Origin of the sequence: Kineococcus auxinigenes, from assembly GCF_050871525.1 — a bacterium.
Lineage (GTDB): Bacteria > Actinomycetota > Actinomycetes > Actinomycetales > Kineococcaceae > Kineococcus.
Genome location: NZ_JBKBCT010000003.1, coordinates 127,520 through 141,244, shown reverse-complemented (window position 1 = coordinate 141,244; position 13,725 = coordinate 127,520). Strand labels below are relative to the sequence as shown.

The following is a 13,725-nucleotide window of genomic DNA, read 5'->3' as shown; positions in this document are numbered from 1 at the left end:
TCGTGGAGCTCACAGCTCGACCTCCTTGCGGGCCAGGAACCGCGTCAACGGCACCACCAGCGCGGTCACCGCCAAGAACAAGATGACGTTGCCGGCGGTCGAGAGGCCGTAGAAGCCGGCCTGGTACTGCTTGTAGATCACCGAGGCGATCACGTCCGAGGTGAAGCCCGGACCACCGCGCGTCATCGCCCAGATCAGGTCGAAGGACCGCAACCCCCCGATCAACGACAACGTGATCACGGTGGAGGTCGCCGGCCACGACAACGGGAAGATCACGTTGCGGAACAGCGTCCAGGACCCGGCCCCGTCGACCTTGGCGGCCTCGTAGTACTCCTTGGGGATCGAGACGATGCCGGCCATGTAGATCAGCGTGGCCAGCCCCACGCCCTTCCACACGTCCACCAGCGCCACCGACAGCAGCGCCAGGGAGGGATCGACCAGCCAACCGGGCCCGTCGATGCCGAAGACCCCCAGCGCGGCGTTGATCGCGCCCTTGGTCGGGTTCATCAGCACCTGGAACGTGATCCCGACCCCGACGGAGGAGACCAGCACGGGGAAGAAGACCACCGCGCGCAGGTACCCGCGCCCGACGATCTGGCTGGTCAGCAGCATCCCCAGACCCAGGCCGAGCACGACCTTGGCGCCGGAGGTGATGAAGGCGTACACGAAGGTGTTCGTGAAGCCCTTCACCAACGCCGGCTCGGAGAAGAACTGCACGAAGTTGCCGAACCCGATGAACTCCGAGTCGAAGATCGTCCAGCGGGTCAGCGCGAAGTAGAACGACGCGAACGTCGGCAGCAGGAACAACACCCCGTAGACCACCGCAGCGGGCAGGTAGAACCACCCCGGGTACGGGCTGTGCTTGCGCCCAGGGCGCCGCCGCTCACCGCTCGTGGACGGGGTGCGGGACGTCGCGGGGGTCGTCGTCGCCATCGGTCACCTCTCTGGACGGGGTGCCCCGGCTCCGCGCGGGGAACCGGGGCGGTCGGCGGGTGGAGGCGTGTTCACCAGCCCTCGAGGCCCAGCTGCTGGGCCTGCTTCTCCACGTCCTGGTCGTACAGCGCCGCGGCCTCCTGCGCCGGGCGGATGCCGGAGCCGACCTCCACGAGGATCTGCTCCAGGGCCGGGCCCTTGATCGGCGAGAGGTACTCCAGCGCCGGGCTCTGCCGGTCGTTCTCGAAGTACGCGCTGACGTCCTTGGTCACCTGGGGAACGTCCTCGGGCAGCTCGCAGCCCTCGACCAGGTAAGGACCGGTCGGCACGGACTCCTGCGTGAGGATGTCGCACGCAGCCGGGGTGGTCAGGTGCTCGATGAACTGGTTGACCGCTTCGAGCTTCTCGCCGGTGGTGCTCTTCGGGACGTACACCCCGCCGGGGAACCAGGCGGTCAGGCCGTTGGTGGACGCGTCGTCGCCGGGGAGGGCGAAAAACCCGATGTCGTCGATCTTCTCGGGAGCGATGCTCAGCGCGGTCGCCACCATGCTCGAGAGCATGGGGTACTGGGCCCCGGTGCCGTCGAGCAGCATCCGGATGCCGTCCTCGTTCTTGGTGGAGGCGTAGTCGCTGTTCTGCAAACCCATGTCGTGGACCTGCTGGGTGTGCTCGAAGCCCTTGATCGCGGCCGGGTCCGTGGCGTACTTCGCCTCGCCGGCCGTGTAGTCCTCGGCGAAGGAGGGGTTGGCGGCCGCGACGTTGTGGAAGTCACCCAGGACGAGCAGCTGCGAGGTCCAGGTGTCCTGGTAGGTCTGGATCACCGGCGCGATGCCGGCGGCCTTGATCTTCTCGCTGTTGGCGATGAAGTCCGCCCACGTCAGAGGCACCTGCAGACCGAGCTGCTCGTAGACCTTCTTGCTGTACAGGACGCCCCCGCCGAACGCGGTGCCGTAGGGAACGCCGTAGACCTCGCCACCCGCGGTCGTCTGCGGCTTGAAGCTGTCGTCGACCCGGTCCATGTAGGGCTGGTCCGTCAGTGGCGTCAGCGTCGCCTGGGGGGCGATCTGCTGGAACAGCGAGCCGGAGTTGTAGGCGAAGACGTCAGCCATCGTGTCGGTCTGCAGGCGCGTCTTGACGAGGTTGTCACCGTCGCCGCCCTGCGGCCGGGTCTCCACGGTGACCTCGACGTCGTCCTGGGAGGCGTTGAAGTCCTCGGCGAGCGCCTCGGCGCCCGCGACGGTCGCGGGTGCGTTGTCCACCAGGAAGGTGATCTCGGTGGCGCCGCCGGCCGAGTCGCCGGAGGACCCGAGGCTGCCGGCGCTGCACGCCGACATCGACAGGGGCAGCATCGCGAGAGCGGCGCAGATCGCCGAGCGGCGCAGGAACGTGGTCTTCACAGTGCTCTCCTCATCGAGATGGCCGCGAACCCCGCGGCTGAGCAGTCCCGTCATTGAAACGCTTCAGGGTGAAGCGTAGGTACCTCTCCGCCCGACGTCAACGTCGGCGCGCAAGATTCTTGAAGCGCTTCACGCTCGAGCGGCGCAGGCCGCGGAGACCGCCGCTCAGGGCTGCTGCGCCGCGGCAGCCGCGGCCTCGTGCGCACGGCTGGGGATCTGGGTGGCGAGCTTGCCCCCGGAGACGTCGACGAGGGTCCCCGTGATGTACGAGGCGGCGTCGCTGGCCAGGAACAGCAGCAGGTCGGCGACGTCGTCGGCGCTCTGCCAGCGCCGCAGCGACAGCGTGTCCAGCAGGCGGTCCTGCGCGGCGGGTTCCATCTCGGCGAAACCGTTCATGGCCGTGGGGACCATGCCGGGGGCGTAGGCGTTCACCGTGATGCCCCACGGGCCGAGCTCGGAGGCCAGCACGCGGGTGAACTGCACCACCGCGGCCTTGGAGGCGGCGTACGCGGCGCTGCCGACGCTGGGCACGATCGCGGCGAACGACGCGGCGTTGACGATGCGGCCCCGCCGCGCCCGCTTCATCACCTCGGCGACCGCCTGGCTCACCAGGAACACCCCGCCGGCGTTGACGTCCATGCAGCGGCGCCACTGCTCCCAGGTCAGGTCCGCGACCTGGCCCTCGACGTTGATGCCGGCGTTGTTGACGAGCACGTCGATCGTGCCGTGGCGCTGCACCACGGTGTCGACCGCGTCCCGGACGGAGCCGGGGTCCACCACGTCGCACTCGACCTGGTCGACGTCGCCGCCGGCGGCTCCCGCCTCGAAGGCCAGGTCGAGGGCGACGACGCGGGCGCCCTCGGCGGCGAAGCGGGCGGCGACCGTCCGCCCGATCCCTCGGCCGGCTCCCGTGACGACCACCACGCGGTTCGTGAGATCGAGGTGCACGACGCCTCCCAGCGGACGCACTTCGCCCGACGTCCTGCCGGACGTACTGTCGGACGTACTGTCGGAGCATGAGCGTAGCCACTCCCACCGGTCCCGCACCGGAGCGCAAGGCCGTCTGGATCACCGGCGGCGGGACCGGCACGGGGCGCGCGGTGGCCGAGGCGGCCGCCCGCGCGGGGTGGGCCGTGGCGGTCAGCGGCCGCCGCGCCGAGCCGCTGCGCGAGACCGCGGACTCGATCACCCGCGCCGGCGGTGCCGCGCTGGCCCTGCCGCTGGACGTGCAGGACGTGCAGGCGGTGGCCGCGGCGCGCGCCGCGGTCGTCGAGGGGTTCGGCCGGCTCGACGGCCTCGTCCTGGCCGCCGGCCTGAACACCCCGCGCCGGCGCTGGGACGACCAGGACGTCGCCGCCGTGCAGGACGTCATCGCCACGAACCTGTCCGGGCCGATCACCGTGATCGACGCCGCGCTGCCCGACCTGCGCCGCAGCGGCGGTGTGGTCGTGGTCGTCTCCTCCTACGCGGGGTGGACGTCCTCCCCCGGCGCCGGGGTCGCGTACTCGGCCAGCAAGACGGCGCTCGGCCCGCTGGTGCGGACCCTGAACCAGCAGGAGGCCTCGCACGGCGTGCGGGCGTGCCACCTGTGCCCGGGGGACATCGCCACCGACTTCCTCGACCAGCGCCCCGAGGTCCCCGACGAGGCCGCCCGCGCGGTGATGCTCACCCCGCAGGACGTCGCCCGCACGGTGCAGTTCGTCCTCGACAGCCCGCCGCACGTGCGCGTCGACGAACTGGTCGTCTCACCGGTCTCCCAGCGCTGACCCGCAGCACCTCGCCGCTCGAGCGGGTCAGATCGCCGACCAGCCGCCGTCGCTCGGCAGGACCGCCCCGTTCACGTTGGCGGAGTCGTCGCTGAGCAGCCACGCGATGGCCGCCGCGAGCTGCTCGGAGGTGGCCGGGGTGGGCACGACGGTCTGCAGCAGCGGGCCGACGACGGAGGCGCCGTGCTGCGAGCGCATCGGCGCCTCCATGCCGGTGAGGACCCCGCCGGGGGCGACGGCGTTGGCGCGGATCCCCTGACCCTTGTGCATCACGGCGGTGTTCTTCGTCAGGCCGATGAGGGCGTGCTTGGAGGAGGTGTAGGCGACGCCGGCCGCCGAACCGCGCAGGCCCGCCTCGGAGGTGACGTTGACGATGGCCCCGCCGCCGGCGGCGATCATCAGCGGCAGCACCGCGCGCGTCATGCGCATCGGCGCGGTGACGTTGACGGCGAGGACCTTCTCCCAGGTGGCGTCGTCCACCTCCGACGGCGGCAGGAAACCGTCCATGATCCCGGCGACGTTCGCCAGGCCGTCCACGCGCTCACCGGCGGCGGCGACCACGCGCTGGACGTCCTCCTCGCGGGTGACGTCCCCGGCCACCACCACCAGGTCCAGGTCGGGGAACTCGTCGGCGAACTGCTGGAGCTTGTCGGCGACGACGTCGGTGACGACGACGCGCGCGCCCTCCCGGGCCAGGCGCAGGGCGGTGGCGCGGCCCATGCCGCCGGCCGCACCGGTGACGACGAGCGTCTTGCCGGCGAAGCGTTCGGTGGGTGCGGTCATGGTGGTCTCCTGGTGGGATCGGCGGGTCAGCGGGTGCGGGGCTCGGCCGCGCACCCCACCATCACAACACTCGGTGTCGAAAAGAGGCGGGCATGGAGCCGGACGTCACCCGGAAGGGCCGACCACCGGCCACGACCAGGGCGCACGTCGCCCGCACGGCGCTTGCCCTGTTCACCGAGCACGGCTACGAGGCCACGACGATGCAGGACGTCGCGGCCGCCGTCGGCATCACCCGCCGCAGCCTGTTCCGCTACTTCGACTCCAAGGCCGCCGTCGTCTGGCACGGCGAGCAGGAGGCCGCCCGGGCCGTCGCCGACGAGATCGCCGCGCTGGGCGAGGACGTGCCCTGGCCCACCGGCGTGGTGCGCGCGGTGCTGGCCGCGCTGCGCTTCCCCGACGACGACCTGGACGCGCTGCGGCTGCGCCTGCGGCTGGTGAGCGGGGTCCCCGAACTGCGGGCGCACCTGGTGGAGTCCGGGGAGGCCAGCACCGGCCTGCTCGCCTCCTACGTCGCCGCCCGCACCGGCCGCGCCGCCGACGACCTCGAACCGCTGACGCTGGCGCGGGCGGTGCGGGCCGCCAGCACGACCGGCCTGATCTGGTGGGCCGAGAACCCCGGCGCCGGCACGGACCCGCGCACGGCGGTGCGGCGCGCGCTGAGCGCCCTCGGGCTGGACGGCTAGCGAGCGTCCCCGTCCCGCACCGGCGTGTAGATCACGACCTGCAGGTCCGGGTGGTCGGCGGGGGTGAGCTGGTGGTGCTCCAGGCGCAGGTCACCGGCGTGCGGGTGGTGGAACAGGCGCTCGCGGGAGGTGAAGCCGCGCACGTCGTGGTCGGTCCACCCGGCCTCGAAGTGCGCGCTGGCCGCGCGCAGCCGCTGCACGAGCGCGGCGACGGCGGGCTCCCCCAGCAGCGGGCCGGCCTCGGCGCGGAACTCCGCCAGGAAGCGGCGGCTGTCCTCCTCCCAGCGCGGCAGGAGCTGGCGCACGAACGGGTCGGTGAACACCAGCCACAGCAGGTTGCGGTCCTCGTCGGCCACCTCGGCGATGCCGGGGTACAGCTGCGCGTAGGCGTCGTTCCACCCGACGATCTGCCAGTCGGAGGTGATCGCGAAGGCGGGCAGGCCCACCTGCGCGTCCAGCAGGCGCTGCACGTTCGCCGGGGCCGTGCGCGTGGCGGTCACCGAGGGCGCGCGAGGAGCGGGGTGGCCCGCCAGGGAGAGCGCGTAGGCGTGCTCGGCCTCCGACAGGCGCAGGGTGCGCGCCAGGGCGTCGAGGACCTGCCGCGAGGGGTGGGTGTCGCGCCCCTGCTCCAGCCACGTGTACCAGGTCACCGACACGCCCGAGAGGGTCGCGACCTCCTCCCGGCGCAATCCCGTGCTGCGGCGACGACCACCGGCCGGCAGGCCCACCTCAGCCGGGGTGAGCTGGTCGCGGCGGCTGCGCAGCAGCGCCCCCAGCTCCCGCCGCCGGGTCTCGCTGCTCACCGGCTCATCCTAGTGGTGCCACTACCAGCACCAGGGCCGTCTTCCGGCCGCTGCTCGCGTCCCGCACAGTGCTGCCATGCCCCCTCTGAGGTCCCGGACCGTCACGCACGGCAGGAACATGGCCGGCGCCCGCGCACTGCTGCGCGCCGCCGGCGTGGCGCGCGAGGACTTCGGCAAGCCGATCGTCGCCGTCGCCAACAGCTTCACCGAGTTCGTCCCCGGCCACACCCACCTGCAGCCGGTGGGCCGCATCGTGTCCGAGGCGATCCACACCGCCGGCGGCATCGCGCGCGAGTTCAACACCATCGCCGTGGACGACGGCATCGCCATGGGCCACGACGGGATGCTCTACTCCCTGCCCAGCCGCGACCTGATCGCGGACTCGGTGGAGTACATGGTCGAAGCGCACCGCGCCGACGCGCTGATCTGCATCAGCAACTGCGACAAGATCACCCCCGGCATGCTCATGGCCGCGCTGCGCCTGGACATCCCCACCGTGTTCGTCTCCGGCGGCCCCATGGAGGGCGGCACCGCCGTCCTGGTCGACGGCACCGTGCGCAGCCGCCTGAACCTCGTCTCCGCGATCGCCGACGCCGTGGCCGACGACGTCTCCGACGAGGACATCGCCCGCATCGAGGAGGCGGCCTGCCCCACGTGCGGGTCGTGCTCGGGCATGTTCACCGCGAACTCGATGAACTGCCTCACTGAGGCACTCGGACTGGCCCTGCCGGGCAACGGCTCGGTCCTCGCCACCCACACGGCGCGCAAGAGGCTCTACCAGGACGCCGGGCGCACCGTCGTGGAGATCGCGAAGCGCTGGTACGAGCAGGACGACGCCACCGTGCTGCCCCGCAACGTCGCCTCGCGCGCCGCGTTCGACAACGCCATGTCCCTGGACATCGCGATGGGCGGTTCCACCAACACGATCCTGCACCTGCTGGCCGCAGCGCAGGAGGCCGGGCTGGACTACACCCTCACCGACATCGAGCAGCGCTCGCGCGCCGTGCCGTGCCTGACGAAGGTGGCCCCGAACGGCACCTACCTCATGGAGGACGTGCACCGCGCCGGGGGCATCCCCGCGATCCTCGGTGAGCTGGACCGCGCCGGGCTGCTGGACCACGACGTCACCACGGTGCACTCCGCGTCGGTGGCGGAGTGGCTGAAGGACTGGGACGTGCGCGGCGGTTCCCCGTCCCCCGAGGCGGTGGAGCTGTTCCACGCCGCACCCGGCTGCGTGCGCTCGGCGAAGGCGTTCTCGCAGTCCGAGCGCTGGGACAGCCTCGACACCGACGCCGCGGGCGGCTGCATCCGCGACGTCGCGCACGCGCACTCCGCCGACGGCGGCCTGGCGGTGCTGCGCGGGAACCTCTCCCCCGACGGCGCCGTGGTGAAGACCGCCGGCGTGGACGAGTCCATCTGGACGTTCTCCGGCCCGGCCGTCGTCGTGGAGTCCCAGGAGGACGCCGTCGAGGCGATCCTCACCGGGCGCATCACCGCCGGCGACGTGGTCGTCATCCGCTACGAGGGACCCCGCGGCGGTCCGGGCATGCAGGAGATGCTCTACCCCACCTCGTACCTGAAGGGCCGCGGGCTGGGCAAGGTGTGCGCGCTGGTCACCGACGGCCGCTTCTCCGGCGGCACGTCGGGGCTGTCCATCGGGCACGTTTCCCCCGAGGCCGCCGCCGGCGGCACCATCGCCCTCGTCGAGGACGGCGACACCGTCGTCATCGACATCCCGAACCGCGTCCTGCGGCTCGACGTGCCCGACGCGGTGCTGGAGCAGCGGCGCGCCGCGCTCGAGGCCGACGGCGGGTACCGCCCGGCGGCCCCGCGCCCGCGGAAGGTCTCCACCGCGCTGAAGGCGTACGCGGCGCTGGCGCTGTCCGCCGACAAGGGCGCCGTGCGCGACGTCAGCCGGTTCGAGGGGGGCGCGCCGACCGGCGCGTGACCGCCCTCCCGCGCACCGCGGCGCGGGTTCCTGTGCAGGACCCCAGGAACCTGTGGATCCGGTGAATCCTCAACGGTCCGGCTCGAGCGGGCCGTCCTCGGCCCCGATGCACTCCTCGGGGCCGAGGACGGCCCGCGAGAGGAACGACGATGACCGCGATCACCACCACCAGTGCCACGTCCTCGCTCTGGCAGGACCTGGCCGTCCAGCGCGCTCAGCCGCGCTCGGGCGGTGACCTGCTGCCGCTGCTGGCCGGCGCGGACGTCACCACCTCCGGCACCGGCGTGAAGACGGTCTCCTCCTGGACACCCGCGCCTGACGCAGCCCCGGATCGCGAGCGACCTGGACCATGTGAGCACCCCATGAGTTCACTGTCAGTTGCGTACGATTCGACGCAGCGTAGCAATGCAGGGCTACCGTGGGAGCGTCCCAGCGCGACGCGACGGAGAGTGCGATGAGCCACCACGACCACAGTCACAGCAACGACCACTCGGGTTCGGCCGCTGCGCTGCGCAGCGCGGCACGGGCCGACCCGGCCTTCAGCGCCGTCGACCCGGTGCTGTTCGAGACGCAGCAGGGCCGCGACTTCGTGCGCCGCTCGTTCCTGCGCTACGCGATGGCCGGGGCCGGCGTGTCCGCCTTCGCGGTGATGCGGGCGACGTCGGCGCAGGCCGGCACGGTCCCCACCCCACCCGGGGGCGGCGCTCCCCCCGAGGGCGGCGGCGGCGGGATGGACCAGACTCTGGAGGAGTTCGTCGGCCTGACCACCGAGGGCACGGTGGTCGAGGACCTCTACTCCATCCACTCCACGGGGGTGTCCACCGAGCCGGTCGTCGACGCCGCCGCAGCGTTCCTGGCCTCGCTGAGCGAGGAGCAGCGCACCGCCACCGTGTTCGAGATCGACCCCACCGACTACACGCAGGACGAGTTCCGGCTGTGGAGCAACGTCCACGGCTACAGCCGCCAGGGCGTGGAGGTCTCCGCACTGAGCGCCGAGCAACTGCTGGCCGGCCGTCAGCTGCTGGCCGCCGCGCTGTCGGCGCGCGGGCTGGTGCTCAGCGAGAACATCCGCCGCATCAACGGCATCGCTGGTGAGCAGCTGCAGCAGACCGACCAGTTCTCCGAAGGACGCTACAACTTCACCGTCATGGGCACTCCCTCGACCACGGAGCCGTGGGGCTGGCAGTTCGAGGGCCACCACCAGGTGATCAACTACTTCGTCCTCGGGGACCAGGTCGTCATGACGCCTACCTTCTGGGGGTCGGAACCCACTACCATCACCGACGAGACCCACGGCACGATCACCCTGTTCGACGAGGAGATCGAGGCCGCCCTCGCCGCCGTCAACTCCCTGGACGACACCCAGCGGGCCACGGCGATCCTGTCCTCGACGAAGACCGGTGACGACAACGTCGCCGAAGCGTTCAAGGACAACGTCGAGGTCCCTTACCAGGGCATCCTCCTGTCGGAGCTGACCACCGCTCAGCAGGACCTGGTGCTCGAGCTGATCTGGTTGTTCGTCTACACGCAGAAGGGCGACCACGCCGAGGTCCGCTTCGAGGAGATCAAGCAGTACCTGACGCAGACGTACTTCGCGTGGAAGGGCCCGACCGACGCCGACGCGGTCTTCTGGTTCCGCGTCCACTCCCCCGTGTTCTACCTGGAGTTCGACTGCGAGACCCCGGGCCCCGTGGGTCAGGGCTACGGCGACGCGCAGGTGCCCTCGCGCAAGCACATCCACTCGATGATGCGCACCCCCAACGGCAACGACTACGGCAAGGCGCTGCTGGCGCTGCACCTGGCCACCGCCGCCCACCACAACTGACGGTCGCCTCCACCACGAGCAGACCCGGAAGACGAGGAAGATCATGACCGTCACGTTCACGCGACTGGCCGGCACCGACCGCACCAAGACCGCCGCAGCCATCAGCCGCAGCACCGGGAGCACCGGCACGAACGCCGTGCTCGTCGGTGCCGACGCCGGCGCCGACGCCCTCTCGGCCGCCTTCCTGGCCGGGCGGCTGGGAGCCACCGTGCTGCTCACCGCGCCGAAGACCCTCAGCAACGCAGCCGCCACCGCACTGACCCGCCTGGACGTCACCTCCGTGCACCTCATCGGCGGCACGGACAAGATCAGCCAGGGCATCGAGGACCTGCTGGGCTGGTCCTACGGCGCCGACAACGTCGTCCGCCACGCAGGCGAGGACCGCATCGCCACCAACCTGGCCGTCCTCGCCGCCGGTGCGGCGATCACGAAGCCCACCGAGGCGTTCATCGTGCGCGCCTACGGCAGCATCAACGACGGCGTGGCCGCCGGGCCGATCTCCTACGCCGACGGCGTCCCCGTCCTGCTCGTAGACCAGACCCTGCCCGCGGGGTGGGCGAGCACGGTGCAGGCGGCCGGCATCACCCGCGTGACCGTGCTCGGCTCCAGCGCAGCCGTGCCCGACTCGATCGAGACAGCTCTGCGCGCAGCGGATTTCACCACGAGCCCCCGCCTGGGCGGCGCGGACAGCCGGGCTACCGCCGCGCTCATCGCGGACGCGGCCCTGAACTCCTACGGCTTCAGCGCCACGGGCGTCGGACTCGCCCGCGGCGACGTGCCCGCCGACGCGCTGGCCGCCGCTCCCTACGCGGGGAACAGGAAGATGCCCCTCCTGCTGACCGAGTCCACCACCGCGCTCGGCACTGCCGCAGCCGGATTCATCACCCGGCACAAGTCGACGCTGAGCACCGGAGCGGTCTTCGGGTCCGGCAGTGCCGTCTCCGACGACGTCGTCACCGCCGCCACCGCGGCAGCTGCCTGACCGCAGCCAGACCCCGACCAGACCCAGAGAGTGAGCCCGACCCCGTGAGCACCTGCATCCCCGCCGCCCCGACACCCACGGGGCGGCGGTGGGCGCGGCGCGACACCCGGCACCTGCTGAGGCTGCTGGCCGTCGTCGTCGCCCTGCACGTCGTCGGCTGGGGCGTGTTGGGCCTGTTCGTCGTGCCCCACGGGTTCAACGTCGGCGAGCAGGTGTTCGGCTGGGGCCTCGGCCTCACCGCCTACGTGTTCGGCGTGCGGCACGCCTTCGACGCCGACCACATCGCCGTCATCGACGGCACGACCCGCAAGCTGACCGCCGACGGCCAGCGCCCGCTGTCGGTGGGCTTCTGGTTCTCCCTGGGGCACTCCTCGGTGGTGTTCGCGATGGCCCTGCTCGTCGCGACGGGATCGCGGTTCGCCTCGGGCCTGGTGACCGAGGGCAGCGCGGTGCACGACGCGCTGGGGGTCTTCGGCACGACCGCTGCGGGGGTGTTCCTGTGGGTCATCGGGCTGGTGAACCTCGTCGCGCTGCTCGGGATCCTGCGCACCGCCCGTCTGCGTCGCCGCGGTCGGCTGGACGACGCCGCGCTGCAGCGGCGGCTCGCGCTCGACGGAGCCGTCGCCAGGGTGCTGCGCCGGTTCACCCGGCGCATCGACTCGCCCCGGCAGATCTACCCGGCCGGGCTGCTCATGGGGCTCGGGTTCGACACCGCCACGGAGGTGGCGCTGCTCGTGCTGGCCGGCACCGCCGCCGTGACGCTGCCCTGGTACGCCGTCCTCGTCCTGCCCGTCCTCTTCACCGCCGGGATGTGCCTGTTCGACACCCTCGACGGGGCGTTCATGAACGTCGCCTACGACTGGGCGCAGTCCTTCCCGCTGCGCCGCCTCGCGTACAACGGGGTGGTGACGGGCGTGTCCGTGGCCGTCGCCCTGAGCATCGGCACGATCCAGCTCGTCTCGGTCCTGCACGAGGAGCTGGCCCTCGGCGACGCGGTCACGACGTGGGTCTCCGGGCTGGACACCGAACCCGTCGGCTACGCCGTCGCAGGGTTGTTCGTCGCCGTGTGGGCTTCCGCCCTGCTGTGGTGGCGGTTCAGCCGTCCCGACAGCGGCGTCGGTGCACGACTGCGCTGACCCCGGAAGACGACCGGACGCACTGCCGACGCACAGCTCCCCCACCGGTCGCACCCGGGACAGCGGTGCACCGTGGGTACCACCTTCGACACACAGGGAGTCCTCCGTGCACAACCACCACCACCACGGCGTCGACCACACCCACGGCGACGAGGCAGTCCTGCGCACGAGGGACGGGCACCGGGTCCACGCCCCGGGCAGCGCCGGCGCGCTGAACCGCCGGCGGTTCATGACCGCGATGTTCGCCACCACCGGGGTCGCCGCGTTCGCCACCCTCGCGGCGTGCTCCGGCGCCGACACCACCGGCTCCACCACCTCTGCCACCCGGGGCGGACCGCCCGCGGGCGGGGGCCCCGACGGCATGGCCGAGGGCATCACCGGGGAATTCGTCGGGCTGACCACCGACGGCACCGTCGTCCCCGACCTGTACGCCGTCCAGGCCAGCGGGGTCAGCACCTCCGGCGTGGTGGCGGCGGCGACGGCCTGGCTGTCATCGCTCAGCGACGACCAGCGCACGGCGGCGTCCTTCGAGGTGGCACCGGAGGACTACACCCAAGACGAGTGGCGGCTGTGGAGCAACGTCGACAGCTACCAGCGCAACGGCGTCAGCCTGGAGGAGATGGACGACACGCAGAAGGCCGCCGCCATGGCCATCCTCGAAGCGGGCCTGAGCGCGCAGGGCCTGGACAACGCCGAGACCATCATGAAGCTCAACACCTACGGCGGAATCCTGGTCGGCCAGGAGAGCCAGTTCAACGAAGACCTCTACTGGTTCACCGTCATGGGGACCCCCTCGGAGACCGAGCCCTGGGGCTTTCAGGTCGACGGGCACCACCTGGTCATCAACTACTTCGTCCTGGGCGACCAGGTCGTGATGACCCCCTGCTTCTGGGGTTCCGAGCCCACCACGGCGGACAAGGGGCTGGACAGCGAGTACGAGGGCCTAAGCGTGTTCGACGAGGAGTTCGCCCTGGCCGTCGCCGCGATCCAGTCCCTGAGCAGCGACGAGCAGGCCACAGCGATCCTGTCGGCCGACAAGAGCGCCGCGGAGTCGGTCGCCGGCGCCTTCCAGGACAACCTCGTCCAGCCGTACGAGGGGGCGCTGCTGACGGACCTGTCCAGCACCGCCCAGGAAGCGGTGCTGGCCTTCGTGGCCCGGATGGTGGGCAACGTCGACGACGGGCACGCCGCGATCAAGATGGCGGAGATCCGCGAGCACCTCGATGCGACGTACTTCGCGTGGAAGGGCGACACCGGCGACGACGCGGTCTTCTACACCCGCATCCAGTCCCCGGTCATCTGGATCGAGTTCGACTGCGAGGGCCCCGGCCCCCTCGGCAAGGGCGTCACCGGTTCCAGCCGCAACCACGTCCACGCCGACGTCCGCACCCCGAACGGGGGCGACTACGGCAAGTCCCTGCTGGCCCTGCACCTCGCGCTGGACCACTGAGCGCCCGGCACCGCCCGAA

The 13,725-nt window shown here is 71.7% G+C and carries 12 protein-coding genes; 7 read left to right on the top strand and 5 right to left on the bottom strand.

Going from position 1 to position 13,725, the window contains the following annotated elements:
* Positions 1-9: 9 nt before the first annotated feature.
* The 3 genes from ACRYR9_RS02515 to ACRYR9_RS02505 all read right to left on the bottom strand — a co-directional run bounded on the left by ACRYR9_RS02515 (position 10) and on the right by ACRYR9_RS02505 (position 3,278).
* A complete protein-coding gene (locus tag ACRYR9_RS02515; protein WP_432492556.1) occupies positions 10-933 on the bottom strand; it encodes a carbohydrate ABC transporter permease in 924 nt (307 codons plus the stop codon).
* A 71-nt stretch (positions 934-1,004) separates the two neighbouring features.
* On the bottom strand, positions 1,005-2,330 hold the full coding sequence (locus tag ACRYR9_RS02510; protein ID WP_432492554.1) for an ABC transporter substrate-binding protein: 1,326 nt from the start codon (positions 2,328-2,330) through the stop codon (positions 1,005-1,007).
* Positions 2,331-2,495: 165 nt separating this feature from the next.
* Positions 2,496-3,278, bottom strand: a complete 783-nt coding sequence (locus tag ACRYR9_RS02505; RefSeq protein ID WP_432492552.1) for an SDR family NAD(P)-dependent oxidoreductase — start codon at positions 3,276-3,278, stop codon at positions 2,496-2,498.
* A 68-nt stretch (positions 3,279-3,346) separates the two neighbouring features.
* Here ACRYR9_RS02505 and ACRYR9_RS02500 point away from each other — a divergent pair, with 68 nt between their 5' ends.
* Positions 3,347-4,096: an SDR family oxidoreductase gene (locus ACRYR9_RS02500; RefSeq protein WP_432492550.1), complete on the top strand. Its 750-nt coding sequence runs from the start codon at positions 3,347-3,349 to the stop codon at positions 4,094-4,096.
* A 27-nt stretch (positions 4,097-4,123) separates the two neighbouring features.
* On the opposite strand, the gene ACRYR9_RS02495 is transcribed toward ACRYR9_RS02500, so the two are convergent.
* On the bottom strand, positions 4,124-4,879 hold the full coding sequence (locus ACRYR9_RS02495; protein WP_432492548.1) for an SDR family NAD(P)-dependent oxidoreductase: 756 nt from the start codon (positions 4,877-4,879) through the stop codon (positions 4,124-4,126).
* 92 nt (positions 4,880-4,971) lie between these two features.
* Between ACRYR9_RS02495 and ACRYR9_RS02490 the strand changes: the two genes are divergently transcribed.
* On the top strand, positions 4,972-5,562 hold the full coding sequence (locus ACRYR9_RS02490) for a TetR/AcrR family transcriptional regulator (protein ID WP_432492546.1): 591 nt from the start codon (positions 4,972-4,974) through the stop codon (positions 5,560-5,562).
* On the opposite strand, the gene ACRYR9_RS02485 is transcribed toward ACRYR9_RS02490, so the two are convergent.
* Positions 5,559-6,365, bottom strand: coding sequence for a helix-turn-helix transcriptional regulator (locus tag ACRYR9_RS02485; protein ID WP_432492544.1), 807 nt, complete (start codon positions 6,363-6,365; stop codon positions 5,559-5,561). The genes ACRYR9_RS02490 and ACRYR9_RS02485 overlap by 4 nt on opposite strands.
* Positions 6,366-6,441: 76 nt before the next feature.
* Between ACRYR9_RS02485 and ilvD the strand changes: the two genes are divergently transcribed.
* The 5 genes from ilvD to ACRYR9_RS02460 all read left to right on the top strand — a co-directional run bounded on the left by ilvD (position 6,442) and on the right by ACRYR9_RS02460 (position 13,706).
* Positions 6,442-8,313 carry a dihydroxy-acid dehydratase gene (gene ilvD / locus ACRYR9_RS02480; protein ID WP_432492542.1) on the top strand — a complete coding sequence of 624 codons (1,872 nt, stop codon included), beginning with the start codon at positions 6,442-6,444 and terminating at the stop codon, positions 8,311-8,313.
* Positions 8,314-8,767: 454 nt separating this feature from the next.
* The gene (locus ACRYR9_RS02475) at positions 8,768-10,138 is read left to right on the top strand and encodes a DUF3500 domain-containing protein (protein WP_432492540.1); all 1,371 of its coding nucleotides are present in this window, start codon (positions 8,768-8,770) and stop codon (positions 10,136-10,138) included.
* A gap of 43 nt (positions 10,139-10,181) precedes the next feature.
* On the top strand, positions 10,182-11,120 hold the full coding sequence (locus tag ACRYR9_RS02470; protein ID WP_432492538.1) for a cell wall-binding repeat-containing protein: 939 nt from the start codon (positions 10,182-10,184) through the stop codon (positions 11,118-11,120).
* Positions 11,121-11,164: 44 nt separating this feature from the next.
* Positions 11,165-12,256: a HoxN/HupN/NixA family nickel/cobalt transporter gene (locus ACRYR9_RS02465; RefSeq protein ID WP_432492536.1), complete on the top strand. Its 1,092-nt coding sequence runs from the start codon at positions 11,165-11,167 to the stop codon at positions 12,254-12,256.
* 106 nt (positions 12,257-12,362) lie between these two features.
* Positions 12,363-13,706 (top strand): DUF3500 domain-containing protein, encoded by a 1,344-nt coding sequence (locus tag ACRYR9_RS02460; RefSeq protein ID WP_432492534.1) that lies wholly within the window; start codon positions 12,363-12,365, stop codon positions 13,704-13,706.
* Positions 13,707-13,725: the final 19 nt, after the last annotated feature.

Coding starts and splice junctions, on each gene's coding strand:
- ACRYR9_RS02490 (WP_432492546.1), top strand. CDS start 4,972: ATGGAGCCGGACGTCACCCGGAAGGGCCGACCACCGGCCACGACCAGG.
- ACRYR9_RS02475 (WP_432492540.1), top strand. CDS start 8,768: ATGAGCCACCACGACCACAGTCACAGCAACGACCACTCGGGTTCGGCC.
- ACRYR9_RS02500 (WP_432492550.1), top strand. CDS start 3,347: ATGAGCGTAGCCACTCCCACCGGTCCCGCACCGGAGCGCAAGGCCGTC.
- ACRYR9_RS02515 (WP_432492556.1), bottom strand. CDS start 933: ATGGCGACGACGACCCCCGCGACGTCCCGCACCCCGTCCACGAGCGGT.
- ilvD (WP_432492542.1), top strand. CDS start 6,442: ATGCCCCCTCTGAGGTCCCGGACCGTCACGCACGGCAGGAACATGGCC.
- ACRYR9_RS02495 (WP_432492548.1), bottom strand. CDS start 4,879: ATGACCGCACCCACCGAACGCTTCGCCGGCAAGACGCTCGTCGTCACC.
- ACRYR9_RS02470 (WP_432492538.1), top strand. CDS start 10,182: ATGACCGTCACGTTCACGCGACTGGCCGGCACCGACCGCACCAAGACC.